General features: G+C 58.9%; 20 protein-coding genes. 9 read left to right on the top strand and 11 right to left on the bottom strand.

The features are described 5' to 3' along the window. Window positions 1-46: 46 nt before the first annotated feature. Both ACRZ9X_RS12495 and ACRZ9X_RS12490 read left to right on the top strand, forming a co-directional pair. On the top strand, window positions 47-550 hold the full coding sequence (locus ACRZ9X_RS12495) for a hypothetical protein (protein ID WP_480519285.1): 504 nt from the start codon (window positions 47-49) through the stop codon (window positions 548-550). Between the two features lie 11 nt (window positions 551-561). Beyond that, window positions 562-924: a hypothetical protein gene (locus tag ACRZ9X_RS12490; protein WP_480519283.1), complete on the top strand. Its 363-nt coding sequence runs from the start codon at window positions 562-564 to the stop codon at window positions 922-924. Between the two features lie 3 nt (window positions 925-927). On the opposite strand, the gene ACRZ9X_RS12485 is transcribed toward ACRZ9X_RS12490, so the two are convergent. Then, window positions 928-1,563, bottom strand: a complete 636-nt coding sequence (locus ACRZ9X_RS12485) for a DUF1326 domain-containing protein (protein ID WP_480519282.1) — start codon at window positions 1,561-1,563, stop codon at window positions 928-930. Between the two features lie 319 nt (window positions 1,564-1,882). Here ACRZ9X_RS12485 and ACRZ9X_RS12480 point away from each other — a divergent pair, with 319 nt between their 5' ends. Both ACRZ9X_RS12480 and ACRZ9X_RS12475 read left to right on the top strand, forming a co-directional pair. After that, window positions 1,883-2,041, top strand: coding sequence for a chlorhexidine efflux transporter (locus tag ACRZ9X_RS12480; RefSeq protein WP_480519280.1), 159 nt, complete (start codon window positions 1,883-1,885; stop codon window positions 2,039-2,041). Between the two features lie 6 nt (window positions 2,042-2,047). Next, complete coding sequence (locus ACRZ9X_RS12475; protein ID WP_480519279.1) at window positions 2,048-2,443, top strand: chlorhexidine efflux transporter; 396 nt, start codon at window positions 2,048-2,050, stop codon at window positions 2,441-2,443. Here ACRZ9X_RS12475 and ACRZ9X_RS12470 read toward each other — a convergent pair. Beyond that, entirely contained in the window at window positions 2,413-3,063 is a 651-nt protein-coding gene (locus ACRZ9X_RS12470; RefSeq protein WP_480519277.1) for a peroxiredoxin, read from the bottom strand. The genes ACRZ9X_RS12475 and ACRZ9X_RS12470 overlap by 31 nt on opposite strands. A gap of 213 nt (window positions 3,064-3,276) precedes the next feature. Between ACRZ9X_RS12470 and ACRZ9X_RS12465 the strand changes: the two genes are divergently transcribed. After that, window positions 3,277-4,716 (top strand): aldehyde dehydrogenase family protein, encoded by a 1,440-nt coding sequence (locus tag ACRZ9X_RS12465; protein ID WP_480519275.1) that lies wholly within the window; start codon window positions 3,277-3,279, stop codon window positions 4,714-4,716. A 52-nt stretch (window positions 4,717-4,768) separates the two neighbouring features. Here the strand turns inward: ACRZ9X_RS12465 and ACRZ9X_RS12460 are convergent, their stop codons facing one another. Continuing rightward, a complete protein-coding gene (locus ACRZ9X_RS12460) occupies window positions 4,769-5,611 on the bottom strand; it encodes a methylated-DNA--[protein]-cysteine S-methyltransferase (RefSeq protein ID WP_480519273.1) in 843 nt (280 codons plus the stop codon). A gap of 119 nt (window positions 5,612-5,730) precedes the next feature. On the opposite strand from ACRZ9X_RS12460, the gene nth reads away from it, so the two are divergent. Beyond that, entirely contained in the window at window positions 5,731-6,375 is a 645-nt protein-coding gene (gene nth, locus ACRZ9X_RS12455) for an endonuclease III (RefSeq protein ID WP_480519271.1), read from the top strand. Continuing rightward, window positions 6,372-7,361 (top strand): adenosine kinase, encoded by a 990-nt coding sequence (locus ACRZ9X_RS12450; protein WP_480519269.1) that lies wholly within the window; start codon window positions 6,372-6,374, stop codon window positions 7,359-7,361. Before nth ends, ACRZ9X_RS12450 begins: the two co-directional genes overlap by 4 nt. A 5-nt stretch (window positions 7,362-7,366) precedes the next feature. On the opposite strand, the gene ACRZ9X_RS12445 is transcribed toward ACRZ9X_RS12450, so the two are convergent. The 3 genes from ACRZ9X_RS12445 to ACRZ9X_RS12435 all read right to left on the bottom strand — a co-directional run bounded on the left by ACRZ9X_RS12445 (window position 7,367) and on the right by ACRZ9X_RS12435 (window position 10,140). Continuing rightward, on the bottom strand, window positions 7,367-8,206 hold the full coding sequence (locus tag ACRZ9X_RS12445; protein WP_480519268.1) for a DUF547 domain-containing protein: 840 nt from the start codon (window positions 8,204-8,206) through the stop codon (window positions 7,367-7,369). Then, window positions 8,203-9,576, bottom strand: coding sequence for a radical SAM protein (locus tag ACRZ9X_RS12440; protein WP_480519266.1), 1,374 nt, complete (start codon window positions 9,574-9,576; stop codon window positions 8,203-8,205). The genes ACRZ9X_RS12445 and ACRZ9X_RS12440 overlap by 4 nt, the downstream gene beginning before the upstream one ends. Before the next feature lie 78 nt (window positions 9,577-9,654). Next, the gene (locus ACRZ9X_RS12435) at window positions 9,655-10,140 is read right to left on the bottom strand and encodes an RNA pyrophosphohydrolase (protein WP_480519264.1); all 486 of its coding nucleotides are present in this window, start codon (window positions 10,138-10,140) and stop codon (window positions 9,655-9,657) included. Between the two features lie 131 nt (window positions 10,141-10,271). On the opposite strand from ACRZ9X_RS12435, the gene ACRZ9X_RS12430 reads away from it, so the two are divergent. Beyond that, window positions 10,272-12,299, top strand: coding sequence for an FAD-dependent oxidoreductase (locus tag ACRZ9X_RS12430; RefSeq protein ID WP_480519262.1), 2,028 nt, complete (start codon window positions 10,272-10,274; stop codon window positions 12,297-12,299). 47 nt (window positions 12,300-12,346) lie between these two features. Here ACRZ9X_RS12430 and ACRZ9X_RS12425 read toward each other — a convergent pair whose 3' ends face one another. Then, on the bottom strand, window positions 12,347-12,787 hold the full coding sequence (locus ACRZ9X_RS12425; protein ID WP_480519260.1) for a DUF4399 domain-containing protein: 441 nt from the start codon (window positions 12,785-12,787) through the stop codon (window positions 12,347-12,349). Window positions 12,788-13,016: 229 nt separating this feature from the next. Here ACRZ9X_RS12425 and ACRZ9X_RS12420 point away from each other — a divergent pair, with 229 nt between their 5' ends. Continuing rightward, window positions 13,017-13,922 carry a LysR family transcriptional regulator gene (locus ACRZ9X_RS12420; protein ID WP_480519258.1) on the top strand — a complete coding sequence of 302 codons (906 nt, stop codon included), beginning with the start codon at window positions 13,017-13,019 and terminating at the stop codon, window positions 13,920-13,922. Window positions 13,923-14,035: 113 nt separating this feature from the next. On the opposite strand, the gene ACRZ9X_RS12415 is transcribed toward ACRZ9X_RS12420, so the two are convergent. From ACRZ9X_RS12415 to ACRZ9X_RS12400, 4 genes are read right to left on the bottom strand one after another with little or no spacing between them, the layout of a single operon-like run. Further along, a complete protein-coding gene (locus tag ACRZ9X_RS12415; RefSeq protein ID WP_480519256.1) occupies window positions 14,036-14,938 on the bottom strand; it encodes an OmpA family protein in 903 nt (300 codons plus the stop codon). Then, window positions 14,935-15,525, bottom strand: a complete 591-nt coding sequence (locus ACRZ9X_RS12410) for a peroxidase-related enzyme (RefSeq protein WP_480519254.1) — start codon at window positions 15,523-15,525, stop codon at window positions 14,935-14,937. Before ACRZ9X_RS12410 ends, ACRZ9X_RS12415 begins: the two co-directional genes overlap by 4 nt. Next, a complete protein-coding gene (locus tag ACRZ9X_RS12405) occupies window positions 15,518-16,228 on the bottom strand; it encodes a GNAT family N-acetyltransferase (protein ID WP_480519252.1) in 711 nt (236 codons plus the stop codon). The genes ACRZ9X_RS12410 and ACRZ9X_RS12405 overlap by 8 nt, the downstream gene beginning before the upstream one ends. Next, window positions 16,225-16,947, bottom strand: coding sequence for a competence/damage-inducible protein A (locus ACRZ9X_RS12400; protein ID WP_480519250.1), 723 nt, complete (start codon window positions 16,945-16,947; stop codon window positions 16,225-16,227). The genes ACRZ9X_RS12405 and ACRZ9X_RS12400 overlap by 4 nt, the downstream gene beginning before the upstream one ends. Between the last annotated feature and the right edge of the window lie 2 nt (window positions 16,948-16,949).

The following is a 16,949-nucleotide window of genomic DNA, read 5'->3' as shown; positions in this document are numbered from 1 at the left end:
ACATAAAACGCGAATAGTAAGCTATTTGAATTTAAAGGAGCCAATTATGAACGTATCTATTCGATGCCGCGCATCAGCAATCGCAGGTGTTTTGGCGGTTCTGGCAGCTTGTACAATCCAGACCGTTCCGTCCTTCGACGCCGAACTTGAAAGCAAACTGAACGAAACCCATGAAAAGACTCTGGCAGTTTTCAGCGGGTTAAGCAGTTGCCCCTCGAACTGCGCCTACAGTTCTTATTCCGCCAGATATGACGAACTGATCGGCGCTTTTGGGGCCGCTCGTGACAAGGCCTTGGCCCGCCCCACACCTCCGCTTGGAGTGAGACTGGCAAAATCCCCACTTTTGGAAAGCGTGTGCAGCAACAGCGCGCCGCAACAATGTCTGAACACGACCCCTGAAAAGCTGGAACTCGTGGTCGCGACTTTATCGGATCTTCGGGACACGCATCGATCCGGCCCTCTTCCGAAGGACAGCGAAGAGCTTTTCCTGACTGAATATCAAGCTGCAATTGAACCCACATTAATTATCGAAGCCGCATTGAAGAGATAAGGAGTATTCCCATGAAAGCCTCAGAAATTCTGGCCAATATTCTCGACTTACTCAAAGATGAATTGGGAAACGGTTTTACATCCATCCAGACTTTTGCAAAAAACCAATCCGAAAATATCGCGGAATTGGCCGTTGTCATCGCGCGGGAAAGGGTCTCGGGCGTATTGAGATCGAACAATCAAATGTTCCAGCGGTTCATTGATCGTTTGAAAAAGCACGTTGAACTCTTTGCTCGCGACTTGGCCATGCTGACCGTGCTGACGATCGAAAAAGCATGGAACCTGATCGTCGGCGAGGTTTGGGGCGCGATCAATTCGGCCATCAGCGGTGTCGGTCTTCCGCTTCAGCTTCCCGCACCGCCACAACAGCAATAACGCTCAGGCGGCGACGCCCGACGGTCCGTGCCTGAGCACATGCCACTGGCCAAAACTGTCGTTCAGATCCAGTTTGATCGCGGCATCTGCTTTGGTCGAAGCACTGCCGATTTCAGCCAGCGTGAATTCGATACCTCCGGGGATATCGATTCTCACCCGATGTTCACCGCCGCCATGCGGCGCCTGGATCGGACGCCCGGTCGAGGTCAGCACGTCGCCGATCACAACCTTGGCCTTGCGACCCTTGATATCTATCTCGAAATCGATAGGCTGGAACAAAGTGTCATGCACCGTTTCGCACATCGCGCGGAAAACGAACCAATGGGTCGCCATTTCCTCCGTCTCTTCCCCGTGGAGAACCCTTTCCAGCGCCTCGCGCTGCGCCTCTGACGCGCCTGGGTCAATAATTACCTGCATCTCGCCGCCGCCTTCGAAAATCGGCCCCGGCCAGGCATAGATCAACGCGGCTTTGGCTCCGGTCAGATCGGTATCCCCGAAATGCCCTTTGCGAATTTCCAGCACTTCGAAACCACGGCAGTTGCCATGCGTCGGTAATTCTTCAAACTGACAGGGGCAGGAGTAACCGCAATTGCAGTTCCCAAAACTCTCGCCTTCTACATACCAATCGGTAAATGCCATCGTCTTCTCCTGAAATGCACAGTTGAAAGCTCGATGTTTTTATACGCCCGCCTGTAAGACACTTGCCCTGTGAACTTTAGCACAGATCATGGAATCTACGAAATCTGGGCCGGGTATCGCCTCTCGCAGACAACCTCCGTGGCCACTCCATGGCGATGCACGCACGTCCGACAAACACCCAATACTGTGCCCAACTTCATAGCCACCCACAAAAATTTCCTGAAAGATGCCCTCAAAGGAAAGATCGGACACACCAAAACACTCCGCCTTGTCTGTCCCATTACAATTGCGGTCGAGGCACTGCGGCAAAGGGATAATGATGACCTCCAGATCGATGAAAGAACGGATCATCCAGACCTTCAGTTTCGAGCAGATCGGACTCGCATTTGTATCCCCTGCCTACGCCTATCTAAGGGGCTCCTTGATGAAAGAGGGGTTTGCAATCATCGCGCTGCTCTTGACTACGATCCTGATCTGATCGCCTGTGTTCAACACGATTTTTGACCTGCTCGAACGGGCCAAAACCTGTCGCCTGGCTTGCAAACAACCCCACGGCCTGTGCGCCCTGCCCGCAGCGCTGCATGAAACTTCGGCTGTAATGATCACCTGTCCGCCGTTGATGTATGTAGGTTGCCAATCCCTTGGATCAGCGCTTACCCTGAATTTCGGGCTGACATTGACCTATACGGCTTATACCGACCTGTTTCACATCACGTGTGACCGTGTCCGGCCAGTCAAAACACCCGAGACACAGAACAAGCCGCACTTCATCTGGCCAAAAATATCCTCGGGGGGAATCGCGCCTCTGGCGCGATGGGGGGCAGACAGCCCCCCAGACGGGCCTGCCACTCAAACCGGCGCTTTGGTTTTACGCAAATAGGGAAAGATCGTCTCGAATTCGCCGAACTTCTCTTTGGCGTCTTCGTTGGAAACCGCAGGCGGGATGATCACATCCTCTCCGGGAATCCAGTTGGCCGGGGTAGCCACGCCCTTCGCCGACATCTGCAACCCATCCAACGCGCGCAGAATCTCGGCAAAGTTCCGGCCAACGGTCATCGGATAGGTCATCGACAGTTTCAACTGCTTGTCCGGCCCGATGATGAACACAGACCGAACCGTGGCGCTGTCCGCCGGCGTGCGGCCGTCGGGCAGATAAGCCTCGGCCGGCAACATGTCGAACGCCTTGGACACGGCCAGACCGTCATCGGCGATGATGGGAAAGCCGGGATTGGCGTTGCCATAGGCCTCGATATCTTTCTTCCACTTCTTGTGATCCTCAACCCCGTCGACCGAGACCCCGATCACCTTGGTGTTGCGTGCAGCCCATTCGTCGTTCAACTGGGCAACAGCCGAAAACTCGGTGGTGCAGACAGGGGTGAAATCCTTGGGGTGCGAGAACAGGATGGCCCAGCTGTCGCCGATCCAGTCATGGAACTGAACTGTTCCCTGATCGGTTTCTGCGGTGAAATTCGGGACGGTATCATTGATGCGCAAACCCATGGGGCATCTCCTCTGTTGGTTTTTTGAACCGAGTCGGTTGCAGCAAATCTAATCACTTTGACGGCAGGTTAAAGCACTGAGTCTTGACGTGAGGGAAATTCAGATATCGCGATACGTGATCAGAGCTTTTCCTTGCCCCTCTGCCCGTGCAATGACAGAGTGGCTGATAAACCGACCAATCGGTCGAATCTATGCTGTACCGGAGGAACTGTCATGATCGAGAAACGCGATTTCTATATCAACGGCCAATGGGTCGCGCCGGCTGAGCCCCGCGATTTCGAAGTCATCGACCCTTCGACCGAAGAGCCTTGCGCCGTGATTTCATTGGGCGGGGCATCTGATACAGATTCAGCCGTCGCAGCGGCCAAAGCAGCCCTGCCCGGCTGGATGGCGACACCGGTCGCGGATCGCATCGCGCTGGTGGAAAAACTCATCGAGGTCTACAAGACCCGCGTCGAAGATCTGGCGCAAGCGATGTCGCATGAGATGGGCGCGCCCATCGACATGTCGCGCACCCAACAGGTGGGCGCAGGGATATGGCACCTCAAAAACTTCACCCGAGCCGCCAAGGCGTTTCAGTTTGATCGTCCTTTGGGTGATCACGCCCCGAATGACCGGATCATCTATGAAGCCGTCGGTGTGGCCGCCCTGATCACCCCTTGGAACTGGCCGATGAACCAGATCACGCTCAAGGTCGGCGCGGCTGCAATTGCGGGCTGCACCATGGTGCTGAAACCCTCGGAACAAAGCCCGCTGAACGCGATGATCTTTGCTGAGATGATGGATGAGGCAGGCTTCCCACCGGGTGTTTTCAATTTGATCAACGGAGACGGCGCAGGCGTCGGAACGAGCCTATCGGCGCATCCCGATGTGGATATGATCAGCTTTACCGGCTCGACGCGTGCGGGCACGGCGATTTCCAAGAATGCCGCCGATACGCTGAAGAAGGTGCATCTGGAACTGGGCGGCAAAGGCGCGAATGTGGTCTTTGCCGATGCGGATGAAAAGGCCGTGAAACGCGGCGTGCTGCACATGATGAACAACACCGGCCAAAGTTGTAACGCGCCCAGCCGGATGCTGGTGCAGCGTTCGATCTATGACAGGGCGGTCGAGACGGCGGCAGAGGTGGCGAACAAGGTATCGATCGGCCCAGCCAGCCAGGAAGGGCGTCATATCGGACCAGTGGTGAACGAGGTACAGTGGACCAAAATTCAGGACCTGATCCAAAAAGGCATTGACGAAGGCGCGCGTCTGGTCGCGGGCGGCACCGGTCGGCCCGAAGGTTTGAACAAGGGTTACTACGTGCGCCCGACCGTGTTCGCCGACGCCAACAACCAAATGACAATCGCGCGTGAGGAGATCTTTGGCCCCGTTCTGACGATGATCCCCTTTGATACCGAGGACGAGGCTATCGAGATCGCCAATGACACGCCTTACGGACTGACCAACTATGTCCAGACGCAGGACGGCGCCCGCGCCAACCGCATGGCGCGCGCGTTGCGCTCGGGTATGGTCGAGATGAACGGCCAGTCGCGCAGCGCGGGATCTCCGTTTGGCGGCATGAAGCAATCCGGCAACGGGCGCGAGGGCGGCGTTTTTGGACTGGAAGATTTCCTTGAGGTCAAGGCCGTCGGCGGCTGGGTTGCCGAGTAAACGCCCGCTGTGATCCAGTGGTGAGGCACCTTGCGGTGCCTCGCTCTGGTTTTCAGGCATCTGCCTGAGCTGCTTCATAAGCCAGCATGGCGCGTTTGACGGGCAGCCCCCAGTGATAGCCACCCAAACCGCCGGATTTCCGCAAGGCCCTGTGGCAGGGGATCAGCCAGCTGACCGGGTTGCGGCCCACGGCGGTACCGACGGCGCGTACCGCCTGCGGCGAGCCCACGCGTTGCGCAATCTGGGAATAGGTGGTCACCTGACCCGAGGGGATATGCATCAGCGCCTCCCACACCTTGATCTGAAGGGGTGAGCCGATCAGATGCAGCGGTGTCTCGGACCGGTCTGCGCCAAACGCGCTTTGCACCCAGGGGTGCAGGCGCGCGGAGTTTTCCACAAACTCCGCTTTCGGCCAGCGTGAGACCATATCTTCCATCGCAGCATCCGCGCCGGTTTCAGCCCCGAAGGCGATGCCGCAAATGCCCTTGTCGGTGCCCATCACCAAAGCAGGGCCAAAGGGGCAGTCGAACCAGCCCCAATAAATCGTCAGCCCTTCGCCTTTGCGGGCGTATTCGCCGGGGCTCATGGATTCCCATTTCAGGAAAAGATCGTGCAGGCGTCCACTTCCGGACAGACCGACGTTGTGTGCCGTCTCAAGCGTCGTGAACCGTTCCCGCAGCAGCGCCTTGGCGTGGCCCAGCGTCAGATATTGCTGATAGCGTTTCGGTGACACACCGGTCCAGCGCGAGAACAGGCGTTGGAAATGGGCGGGGCTCATGTCCATCTGGCGGGCCAGTTCGTCAAGGCTCAGCCCCTCGCCGCCCTGATCGATCAGGTCGATGGCCCGGCGCATGACGTTATAGTGGTATCCGCTTTCCGGCGTCTGGACATTCATGGCTTTCACCTCGGTTCGTTTCCAAAAACAATAGCCTGCGCGCCACGGACCTGCGACCCGGAACTTGCGCATTGGCTTTGGGCTTGTGTCAGGGCCTTACGGGCGGCATTAAGGCGCGGATGGCAAAGCAACTCGATTACCACACGATCCGCGAGATCTTTACGCGTTTTCAGGACGCCGACCCCGAACCCAAGGGCGAGTTGGAGCATGTGAACGTTTATACTCTGGTCGTTGCCGTGGCGCTGTCGGCGCAGGCCACCGATGCTGGCGTCAACAAGGCCACGCGCGAATTGTTCAAAATTGCGGATACTCCGCAAAAGATGCTGGATCTGGGCGAAGAGGGCCTGACCGAACATATCAAGACCATTGGCCTGTTCCGCCAGAAGGCCAAGAACGTGATTAAACTCAGCCGCATTCTGGTTGAAGACTATGGCGGCGAGGTGCCCAATTCCCGCGCCGCGCTGCAATCGCTGCCCGGTGTCGGTCGGAAGACGGCCAATGTGGTGCTGAATATGTGGTGGCGGCAACCGGCGCAAGCGGTGGATACCCATATCTTCCGCGTTGGCAACCGCACCGGCATCTGCCCCGGCAAGGACGTGGATGCGGTCGAACGCGCCATCGAAGACAACATTCCCGCCGACTTTCAACTCCATGCGCATCACTGGCTGATCCTGCATGGGCGGTACCATTGCAAGGCGCGCAAGCCGCAATGCCCGACCTGCATCATCCGTGATCTCTGTCAATTCGAGGACAAGACCTTATGAAGACCTACCAACTCACCGGTATCGGAAATGCCGTTGTGGACGTAATTTCGCAGGCCGATGACAGTTTCCTGGAACTGATGGGCATCGAAAAAGGCATCATGCAGCTGATCGAGCAGGAGCGTGGCGAGGTGCTGTACGCCTCGATGGAGGGTCGGGTGCAGACACCCGGCGGCTCGGTCGCGAACACGATTGCGGGCGCAGGTGCACTGGGTCTGGATGCGGCCTTTATCGGGCGCGTACATGATGACGCTTTGGGCCGGTTCTATGCGGATGCGATGAACGAGGATGGGGTCGATTTCGTGAACCCTCCGGTCCCGGGGGGCGAGCTGCCGACCTCGCGGTCGATGATCTTTGTCTCGCCCGATGGCGAGCGGTCGATGAATACCTATCTGGGGATTTCGTCCGAGCTGTCCTCGCAGGACGTGTCGTCCGATGTGGCGGGTAACAGCCAGATCATGTTCCTCGAAGGCTACCTGTTCGACAAGGAAAAGGGCAAAGCCGCGTTTCTTGAAGCGGCCCGGAACTGTCACGCGGGCGGCGGCAAGGCGGGGATCGCGATTTCAGATCCGTTCTGTGTGGAACGCCACCGGGTCGATTTCCTGCTGTTGATCGAGAACGAACTGGATTTCGTGATCGGCAATGAGGACGAGATCAAGTCGCTGTTCGAAACCGACGATCTTGAGGACGCGCTGTCCAAGACCGCCGCAATTTGTCCTTTGGTGGTCTGTACCCGCTCGGGAGACGGCGTGACCGTTCTGCATGACGGGCAGCGGTTCGACGTGCCAGTTGAAAAAGTTGTGCCGGTGGACGCCACCGGGGCGGGCGATCAATTTGCCGCCGGATTCCTGTTTGGCATGGCGACGGGTCGCGACTATGAGACCTGCGCAAAAATCGGCAATGTCTGCGCGCGCGAGGTGATCAGCCATATCGGACCGCGCCCCGAGGCGAACATGCAGGAATTGCTGCGCGCCGAAGGGTTGCTTTAAACCGTTCAGGACCCGGTCGCCGCGTCGTTCAGCGCCCAGTCGTATTTGTAGGCGCTGACGCGCGTGGCCTGCTGCAGCCGTGCTTTCAGATCTGGCTCGGCAACGGATTCGATATACGCCAATACGGCTTTCTCGTTTGCTCCGAAATCCTCGCGGAACCAGATGTAGATCTTCGACAGGATCAGGCCGCCATTGTCATTGAACCGCACCCCACGCGGGTCGTTGATATAGGCATGTTCGGCCGCCGCCATGTCGCGTTCCAGCGTTTTGGCCTGCCATGCGCGGTCCATCAGATTGGGGCACCCGACAGCGGCACAGTTGAGCGCATAGTGAATACGTGGTTCGTTGAAGGTGGGGCGGATGATCCGATGTTCGATGTCATTCAGTGTCAGTGACTGCCCTGCAACCGTCACCAGCGGTCGGTTCCACGGCCCGATGGACAGAGGCCCATCCTTGATGTCTCGGATCGAGGCGACGGGGTAAGCCTCAAGGACCACGTCCACCGTCACGGCATTATACATGTTGATCCAATACGCCAGTTGCTGATCTCGCGTCAGGTTTGCCGGGTCCACGGCCTGCAAATCAGTCAGATACCCGTCCAGCCGCGCATTGTCCGCCTGCGTCACCTGTCCGTAAGCCACCCGGTTCACACCTTGCGCGTCCGCAGCGACATAGCGGGAAAGGAACGTGGTCCAGTCGCGATGATCGACGCGTTCGCCGGGGGGTGGGGCCGTGCGGGTCAGTGCCGTGTCGGGCAACGGTGCAGCCTCGGGCAAGGCCAGACGTTCGACGCTGGCGCAGGCCGCAAGCAACGGCAACATCAGCAGGATCAGAAGACGTCTCATGAAGCATCCTTTCGGGATTGGCGCAGGGCGCGCATCTGCCCTTTCAGCCGTTTCATCGGAGCCAGCGCCGGGTCGCTCAGATCCGGCAGATCCGGGCCGCCGGACATGCGCGGCACGGCGGCGTTCCACCAGCTTGGGCCCGTTGGTCCGTCAACGCGGTCCGGGTTGGCCAGATGCATGTCGCGCTGCGCATTGTGCACGCACATGGACAGCGGCCCGTCAGATGTCGCAACCATGAAGACACAAGACGCGCAGCGATCCTCGTCCAGCGCGTCAGCCCCCATGAAGTTGTGGATGAACACCGCCTGACGACGCAAAGGCCCGCGCAGCAGACCCACGCCCAGACGCAAGGCGCACCCTGCCAGATGCAACCCTGCGCGCAGTGCCAGCATAGGGTTGCGCAGCGCCATCCGTCGTACACTGTCACGTATCACCAGGTGCCCGTCCGTAGCACGGTCGGCCCGCTCCATCGCGGCCATCACCCGATGCACCAAAGACGCGTTCGAAAGCACTGAAACAGCCCGCCCACCTGCGGTGACAACGCTGGCATAGCGGTTGCATTTCGAATGGCCGACGGCGGCAGTGTCGAAATGCAGAGCGGTCCCATACCCTTCCTCGACCGCTCGTGCCACGCTGTCTTGCGTGATGATGTCAGGTCGTTCCCGCAGCACACCCCGCCCCGTATCGGCCTGCATCTGGAACGAGACAAAGGCGACCTCGGGCCGGTCCCGCAGGTATCGCGCCAGTGCAGGAAGGTCATCAAAATTGCCGGCAAAGACGGTGGTGTTGAACAGGATGCGCAGTCCCAAGCCCCGCGCCTTGCGGATGTAGGCGCGGCGGACGGTGTTCAGTTCGACCTCGCTGCTGAAGCCCTTGCGGTCTTGTGTCATGTCTACGTGAAAGGCGACATCATCCAGCCCTGCTGCTGCAAGTCGGGTCAAAAACGCCCGGCTGGCACGAATACCGTTGGTCATCAGGCAGGACCGCATTCCCAATCTGCGGATTTCCCGGCACAACGCCTCAAGATCCTCGACCTTGCGCAGGGTTGGATCGCCGCCTGTCAGCTGAACCGAAACACCGGAACCATAGTGACCGCGAATTGTCGCCAGACGCGCGAACAGGACCGAGAGGGGGGGATCAAATGTCATCTCGGCCCTGTCCGAGAGATAACAGAGCGTGCAATCCAGATTACACCGCTGCGTCACCTCAAGCGCAACGCAGGCCATGGGATAAAACCGACCCGCCGTTTGTCCCGCACCATATTCACCACTCCTGTGTAACCCCTCGCGCAGCGGCGCGCGGCGGTCGGAACCGGTGAATTTGCGCCCGGCTGGGGCGATAGCGGGATGGGCTTGCGTGGCGTCTCTCATGCGGACCAAGCTAGAGACACGAGCAGACGCGAACCACGCCCCCTCACGCCAAGTTGTCAGATCATGAGGACAGGGTGATCAGGCCAGATGTCCCTTGAACGCGGCAACGACCTTTTCGTAGACGTCGCGCTTGAACGGCACGATTTCCGCGGTCAGGCGCGACGGATCCTGCCACTTCCATTCGGTAAACTCGGGGTGATCGGTAGCAATGTTGATCTGATCGTCCCGACCTGTAAAGCGCATCAAAAACCATTTCTGTTCCTGCCCGCGATACCGGCCCTTCCAGATTTTCGGCACGATGTCGTGAGGCAGGTCGTAAGGCAGCCAGCCGTCGGTCTCGGCGATGATCTCGACCAGATCAGCGGTGACGCCGGTTTCCTCCCACAGCTCGCGCAGGGCAGCATCGCGCGGATCTTCGCCCTTGTCGACGCCGCCTTGAGGCATTTGCCATGCGTCCTTGTGGCGATCATTTCGCTGGCCGACGAATATCTGACCCTGCGCATTCATCAGCATCAGCCCGACGCAGGGGCGATAGGGCAGTTTGGCGATCTGGTCGGGGGTCATGCGCGGCCTCTTGGGTTGTTCGGCCCCTCTGTATCAAGCGCCACCCCGGCGGCAAAGGGGATGACGTTAGGTTTCACGTGACAAAGGTAACGCGCGCGTCAATCTTGGCCGAAATTCAGGGAGAGTTCGCCATGACCGCGTACCCAAACATGCTGGCCCCGCTGGATCTGGGCTTTACCACGCTGAAAAACCGCGTGCTGATGGGCTCGATGCATACCGGGCTGGAAGAAACCGGCGACTGGAACCGGGTGGCCGAGTTCTATGCCGACCGGGCGCGCGGCGGTGTGGCGCTGATGGTAACGGGCGGGATTGGTCCGAACCTTGAAGGCTCGGTGCTGCCGGGGGCGGCGATGATGACGAATGAAACCGAGGTCGCGAACCACTCTGTCGTGACGAAGCGGGTGCATGAGGCGGGCGGCAAGATCGCGATGCAGATCCTGCACGCCGGTCGCTATGCCTATGGGCCGAAATGCGTGGCACCCAGCCCGGTGAAGTCGCCAATCTCGCCCTTTCCTCCGCATGAGCTGGACGAAGAGGGTATCGAGAAACAGATCAGCGACATCGTGAATGCGGCCCGGCTGGCGCAACAGTCGGGCTATGACGGCGTCGAGATCATGGGGTCCGAGGGGTACTTCCTGAACCAGTTCTTGGTGACCCACACCAACAAACGCGAGGACCGCTGGGGCGGGTCTTATGAGAACCGGATGCGTCTGCCCATCGAAGTGGTGCGTCGAACGCGCGAAGCGGTGGGCACCGATTTCATCATCATCTACCGGCTGTCGATGATTGATCTGGTGCCCAATGGCTCGACCCATGAAGAGGTTGTGGAACTGGCGCAGCGGATCGAGGCCGCGGGGGCCACGATCATCAACACCGGCATCGGCTGGCACGAGGCGCGGATTCCGACGATTGCAACATCCGTGCCACGTGCGGCGTTTGCGTGGGTGACGAAAAAGCTGATGGGCAAGGTGGGCATTCCGATCATCACCTCCAACCGCATCAACACGCCCGAGGTCGCCGAAGAGGTGTTATCGACCGGCTGCGCCGATATGGTGTCTCTGGCCCGCCCGATGCTGGCGGATGCGGATTTCGTGAACAAGGCCATCTCGGGTGAGGCGGCGCAGATCGCGCCATGCATTGCCTGCAATCAGGCCTGTCTGGATCATACGTTCAGCGGCAAGCTGACGTCTTGCCTTGTTAACCCGCGCGCCTGCCATGAGACCGAGTTGGTGATCACCAAGGCCGAGGTTGCCAAGACTGTTGCCATCGTTGGGGCTGGCCCTGCGGGTCTGTCCACCGCGATGACCGCCGCCCAGCGCGGCCATGACGTGACCCTGTTCGACCGCGCTGCTGAAATTGGCGGGCAGCTGAACATGGCCAAACAGGTGCCGGGGAAAGAGGAATTCTGGGGCCTTGTCGACTGGTACCGCACCATGATGGTCGATCTGGGGGTTAAGGTGGAACTGAACCGCGAGGTCACTGCCGATGACCTGAGCGGTTTTGACGAGGTGGTCATCGCCACCGGCGTCACCCCCCGCGATCCGCAGATTTCGGGGCAGGACCGCAATAATGTGCTCAGTTATATTGACGTGCTGCGCCACAAGGCCGACGTGGGCAAATCCGTGGCCGTGATCGGCGCAGGTGGCATCGGGTTTGACGTGTCCGAATTCCTTCTTGAAGACGGTCACAGCGTCACCACTGACCTGCCTGCATGGATGAAAGAATGGGGCGTAACCGACCCGGAGCAGCACCGCGCAGGTTTGGCACCGGAAGGACCCCAACCCGCAACTCCAGCGCGGCAGGTCTCGTTGCTGCAACGCAAGGCGCAACGCCACGGCAAAGGTTTGGGCAAAACAACCGGCTGGATTCATCGTGCGACGCTGAAGATGAAAGACGTCAATTTCGTTGGCGGCGTGAATTATGAACGCATCGATGACGACGGCCTGCATGTCAGCTTTGGCGAGGATCGCTCTGACCCCACCGTAATCCCTGCAGACACGATTGTATTGTGCGCGGGGCAAGTCTCGGACCGGTCACTGGTGGACGAGCTGAGCGCCCGCGGTATTGCGTGCCACGTGATCGGCGGCGCGGATGTTGCGGCAGAACTGGACGCCAAGCGCGCGATCAATCAGGGCACGCGGCTGGCGGCCAGCCTGTAACTGCACCGCCTCAAAAGGGCATCTTGCTCAGGTGCCCTGTCGCGCTGCTATTCGATCGTGATCGTAATCACTTCGGATAAAATCGGCGTTGCATGAGGCACATGCCCGGCGTCACCCAGAACCAGTTGCAGCGTATGCTCACCCGGCGTCATTTCCAGGGTCACTTCGGTCTGACCCCCGCCAAAATGGATATGGTTGTCATCAGCGGGCAAGCCATAGGCCAGTTCATCTGCACCATCCTCGCCCTGCCCCAAAGGCGGGCGATCGATCAAAAGGTGATGGTGGCCGGTGTTTTCAACCTCGGTTCCGGCAGGTGCCACGCCCATTCCATTCAGACCAAAGACGATTGTCACCGGTGATTTGACAGTGTCGCCATCCGCCAGATTCGCAAAATACAGCTTGGTATCCGGGTTGGATGGCGTTGTCCCCCCGGCCAGCGCAATAGTGGCTGACAGTAAAATGACGGTCGCGGCGAAAAAGGCTTTCATGATCTCCTCCCTGGTCACAAAATTGCCATTCTGATGATAGCACGTATCGTCAGAAGGTCAGAAAACCCATCAATCACAGGCGATGCCGTCTTCGCGAGCCAGAGCCTCGGCGCGTTTCCCAGATGCAAACGATCCGAATCAAAACCCTGATATTATCCCATATCTGCCCCGTTCTCGCCCAGATTGATCGCAATATTGAGACAACGAACAGAAGACCTGGGGAACGAGAATGGACCGATTGACCGAAATGGAGGCCTTTTCCAACGTGGTGGACCAAGGTGGTTTCACTGACGCGGCCAAGAAAATGGGTATCTCCAAATCGGCCGTATCCAAGCACGTGTCGAGCCTTGAGGCCCGGCTGGGCGCACGTCTGCTGAACCGGACAACGCGCCGGGTGTCACCGACCGAGATTGGATTGGCCTATTATGACCGCGCCCGGCGTGTTCTGAATGACGCGGGCGAAGCGGATGCGCTGGTCACATCGATGCAATCCGATCCCTCTGGTCTGCTGCGGATCAGTGTGGCGACGGATTTCGGCGTGAACCATCTGTCGCCGGTACTGTCGGATTTCCTGTCTGCCTATCCCGAAATTACCGTGAACATGGTTCTCAACAACCGCTTTGTAGAGCTGATTTCAGAAGGGTTCGACGTGGCAGTTCGCATCGGCGAGCTGGAAGACAGCACACTGAGAGCCCGCAAACTGACCGAAACAGTCAAGCGCATGGTTGCCGCGCCCAGCTATATCGAACAGTTCGGCCGGCCACAGAAAATCGACGATCTGAACGAGCACAAGCTGCTGCACTATTCCAGCCAGTCTTCGGGCAATGTCTGGAAACTGACCGCGCCGTCGGGCGAAAAGCGCCAGGTGCGCACAGCAGGTTGGCTTAGTGTCAATGACGGGCAGTCCTTGCTGAACGCCGCCATCTCGGGGCTTGGGATCGCCTATCTGCCCAGCTATCTGTATGCGGATGCGCTGAAAACGGGTGAGGTGGTGGATGCCATGCCTTCACTGCCGGACGAAGTTCAGGGCATCTATGCCGTGTATCCTCCGGGACGCTTTACACAACCGAAGGTCCGCGCCTTCATCGACTTCCTCGTCCATTCCTACGCCGAAAAAGGCCCGATGGATTGGTAGAATTCTCCCTGCGGTAACTGACCGGCCCGTGTTTCTTAGCACGGGCCTTTTTTTATCCGCATATCGGATTTTCGGGCACGACCGTTCCAACCGCTTCATTCACGTGTGGGCGGTCAGTTCACCAGCAGAACCGCTTCCACACGCCGGTTGAGCTCACGACCCTCGGGCGTTGCGTTGGAAGTGATCGGCGCAAGATATCCCGCGCCCTGCGCTTCGATCCGGTCAGAAGAGATACCATGTTCCTCAATCAGGCGGTTACGTACGGCCTCGGCGCGCCGCATACTGACGTTGATGTTCGCCTGTAAAGCGCCGGTATCATCTGTGTGTCCGACAAAAGCCAGACGCACATCGGGATTATCCGTCAGATAACCGGATAAAAGGCCCAGTGATGCGAAGGGGCCCTCGCCCAATGTGGTCTCGCCAGAGCTAAAATGCAGATCGCCCAGAATGACATGCCCGTCGCTTTGAAGATCGACCAACAGGCCGCCCGAACTTTCCACCGTCTCTTCGACAACAATTGGCGGAGCGGGGGGCGCATCGACCGGGGTGACCCGGATCATCTGCACATAGCCGTCCGGTTCATTGCGGCTGACCAGCAAACTCAGGACCTCGTCGCCACGGGCAGCGGCCAAAAACCGATAATCGTTGATGGCGACATACATGTCGGGTGTGGGTACTACTTCGGTGTCAAAGCGGAAATCGAAGCCACCGCAGGCCCGAGCCTCACATTCGAACGAAATATCAAAGCCTTGCGCCTGAATCTGGTCGCGCAACGGGGTCAAAATCTGCAAGGTCGTACTTGATCCCGTCTGCAACCGCCATGTCAGACGCTCAACACGACCTTCTGCTGTCCGATAGGGAACGGTGCCGTCAGAAAACACACCCGTTGGCAGATCGTAGCTGTCCAAGGGGCTGATACGCTCTGACACCTGCCGGGCACCTGTCGGAAACGTCAGATCCTGAGCCAGCAGCGGCCCGGGCACAAACAAAAGTAAGAGGGACAGGACACGGGTCATCTAAACTGGGCGTGATACTCGGGATTGGGCACCATCGCTGTCGCACTGGCCACGCGATTGGTCATGTTGAAAAAACCGGTGACGTTGGTGATGTCCCAGATGTCCCGATCCGTAAATCCCACATCGCGCAACCGCTGGCGGTCCGGCTCTTCTATCGTTGCGCTGCCAGTTGTCATCCGGGCCGCAAAATCCAGCATCGCGCGTTGACGGTCATCCAACGGGGCAACGCGGAAGTTCATGACCAGCATTTCCCCCAGCTGCGGGTCACCGGACAATTGCCGCACCGCCGCGCCATGGGCAACAAGGCAATAAAAACACTTGTTGATTGACGACACGACCACCGCAATCATCTCGCGCTCAAGTTTGCTCAGACCGCTGTCCGCCAGCATCAGATCGTTATACATCGCCGTAAAAGTGTTCAGCTTTTCGATGTCGAACGCGTGGGCCCGCAACACATTGGGCACCATGCCCAGCTTTTTCACGCAAATGTCGAAGTATTTCTGTGTCTCAGGCGGCAAAGGGTCGACCGCGGGCAAATCGAGGGCTGTGGGCTGGTCCTGAAATGTCACGTCACTCTCCTCAGACATGCTGACGATAGTGGTATTCGTCGGCAATCTCCATCCCGAGCGACTGGTAAAGCGCGTTTGCCCCCACATTCGCTTTGGTGCAGATCGCGCTAAGGGTCTGGCCGCCATTGTCCAGCGCCCAAAAGGCCGCGGCGCGCATCGCCCATTGACCCAGACCCTTGCGCCGGTGATCCGGCAGAATTTCCAACGCGTGAACCATGGCAATCTGATCGTGCATGGCCACAAACCCAGCCCCGGCAGGTTGGTCCTGATGACGGATCAGCAACCCCGTTTTCGGACCCGGTGCACGGTGCATCACCGCCTGTCGCGCGGGCCCAATTCCGCCTCGCGCCCAGATCTCGCGCATGATCGACAGCGGATCCCAGACATTGAAAACCGTGACCCGCGGCAATGGAATATCCGTCAGATGTTCGACCGGGCAGGCATAGATATTGACCGGATCCAGAACCTGATATCCGCGCGCCTGCAATCGGGCGTCCAGCGCCTCGTCACCAGGTCTGAGGCAAAAGATCTGGTTTTGCCCCATGGCCTGCATCGCCGCTTCGGCGACCTCGATATCCGCCTCGGTCGCAGGGCCCAGCGCATTGGCCGCCGACACGCGGGATCCGCCGCCTTCGCCCTGACGCAGTTGAAACGGACCCACCTGCTGATAGCGCGCAGCAGGCCAAGTACCGTCCACAATGTCGGGCCAGTTGAAACTCACAGATCAAGATCTTTCGCAAGTCGGGTGGTGGCAGCATCGATCCGAGCACCGTCAGTGCCCCGCACCACGACATTGGCCCCGAAGACGCCGTTGATCTGGAACGGGTAGCATCCGACCGAGAGATCGTCGAAATCCTCGGCCAGCGCGGACAGGGTCGCTGCGATGTCGCCTTCACCCCGGTTCACGCGCAGGGTCTGCGACAAAAGCGGACTGCCACCGGTCAAGCCGGGCAGAACACTCGCCACCATGGCTTGAAAGACCGAAGGAACACCGGCCATGACATGGACATTCTTGATGGTAAACCCGGGTGCGGTCGAAACCGGATTGTCGATCAATGTGGCCCCGTCCGGAATGCGCGCCATGCGCAGGCGGGCGGCGTTCAGTTCCAGACCCGAGTTGTCGTAATGCGCTTCAAGCAACGCGCGCGCATCTTCGCGGACGTCAATCGGCGTCTCAAAGGCACGCGCAATGCAATCGGCGGTGATATCGTCATGGGTTGGACCTATGCCGCCGCTGGTAAAGACATGGTCATGCGCGTCCGCCAAAGCCCTGACCGCAGCCTCAATTGCAGGGGCTTCATCGCTGACGATGCGGACCTCTTTCAGATCGATGCCCTGCTTGGTCAGTTCTCCGGCCAGATAATGCATGTTTGCGTCGCGCGTGCGGCCCGAAAGGATCTCATCCCCGATCACCAGCATCGCGGCGGTTGGATTGGACATGA

The sequence above is a fragment of the Ruegeria sp. AL1 genome, from assembly GCF_056540905.1.
This window is presented reverse-complemented; position numbering and strand designations above follow the sequence as displayed.

Bases quoted from the DNA above. Each gene is read 5' to 3' on its own strand.
- ACRZ9X_RS12495 (WP_480519285.1), top strand. From the start codon at position 47: ATGAACGTATCTATTCGATGCCGCGCATCAGCAATCGCAGGTGTTTTG.
- ACRZ9X_RS12490 (WP_480519283.1), top strand. From the start codon at position 562: ATGAAAGCCTCAGAAATTCTGGCCAATATTCTCGACTTACTCAAAGAT.
- ACRZ9X_RS12485 (WP_480519282.1), bottom strand. From the start codon at position 1,563: ATGGCATTTACCGATTGGTATGTAGAAGGCGAGAGTTTTGGGAACTGC.
- ACRZ9X_RS12480 (WP_480519280.1), top strand. From the start codon at position 1,883: ATGACCTCCAGATCGATGAAAGAACGGATCATCCAGACCTTCAGTTTC.
- ACRZ9X_RS12470 (WP_480519277.1), bottom strand. From the start codon at position 3,063: ATGGGTTTGCGCATCAATGATACCGTCCCGAATTTCACCGCAGAAACC.
- ACRZ9X_RS12465 (WP_480519275.1), top strand. From the start codon at position 3,277: ATGATCGAGAAACGCGATTTCTATATCAACGGCCAATGGGTCGCGCCG.
- ACRZ9X_RS12460 (WP_480519273.1), bottom strand. From the start codon at position 5,611: ATGAATGTCCAGACGCCGGAAAGCGGATACCACTATAACGTCATGCGC.
- nth (WP_480519271.1), top strand. From the start codon at position 5,731: ATGGCAAAGCAACTCGATTACCACACGATCCGCGAGATCTTTACGCGT.
- ACRZ9X_RS12450 (WP_480519269.1), top strand. From the start codon at position 6,372: ATGAAGACCTACCAACTCACCGGTATCGGAAATGCCGTTGTGGACGTA.
- ACRZ9X_RS12445 (WP_480519268.1), bottom strand. From the start codon at position 8,206: ATGAGACGTCTTCTGATCCTGCTGATGTTGCCGTTGCTTGCGGCCTGC.
- ACRZ9X_RS12440 (WP_480519266.1), bottom strand. From the start codon at position 9,576: ATGAGAGACGCCACGCAAGCCCATCCCGCTATCGCCCCAGCCGGGCGC.
- ACRZ9X_RS12435 (WP_480519264.1), bottom strand. From the start codon at position 10,140: ATGACCCCCGACCAGATCGCCAAACTGCCCTATCGCCCCTGCGTCGGG.
- ACRZ9X_RS12430 (WP_480519262.1), top strand. From the start codon at position 10,272: ATGACCGCGTACCCAAACATGCTGGCCCCGCTGGATCTGGGCTTTACC.
- ACRZ9X_RS12425 (WP_480519260.1), bottom strand. From the start codon at position 12,787: ATGAAAGCCTTTTTCGCCGCGACCGTCATTTTACTGTCAGCCACTATT.
- ACRZ9X_RS12420 (WP_480519258.1), top strand. From the start codon at position 13,017: ATGGACCGATTGACCGAAATGGAGGCCTTTTCCAACGTGGTGGACCAA.
- ACRZ9X_RS12415 (WP_480519256.1), bottom strand. From the start codon at position 14,938: ATGACCCGTGTCCTGTCCCTCTTACTTTTGTTTGTGCCCGGGCCGCTG.
- ACRZ9X_RS12410 (WP_480519254.1), bottom strand. From the start codon at position 15,525: ATGTCTGAGGAGAGTGACGTGACATTTCAGGACCAGCCCACAGCCCTC.
- ACRZ9X_RS12400 (WP_480519250.1), bottom strand. From the start codon at position 16,947: ATGTCCAATCCAACCGCCGCGATGCTGGTGATCGGGGATGAGATCCTT.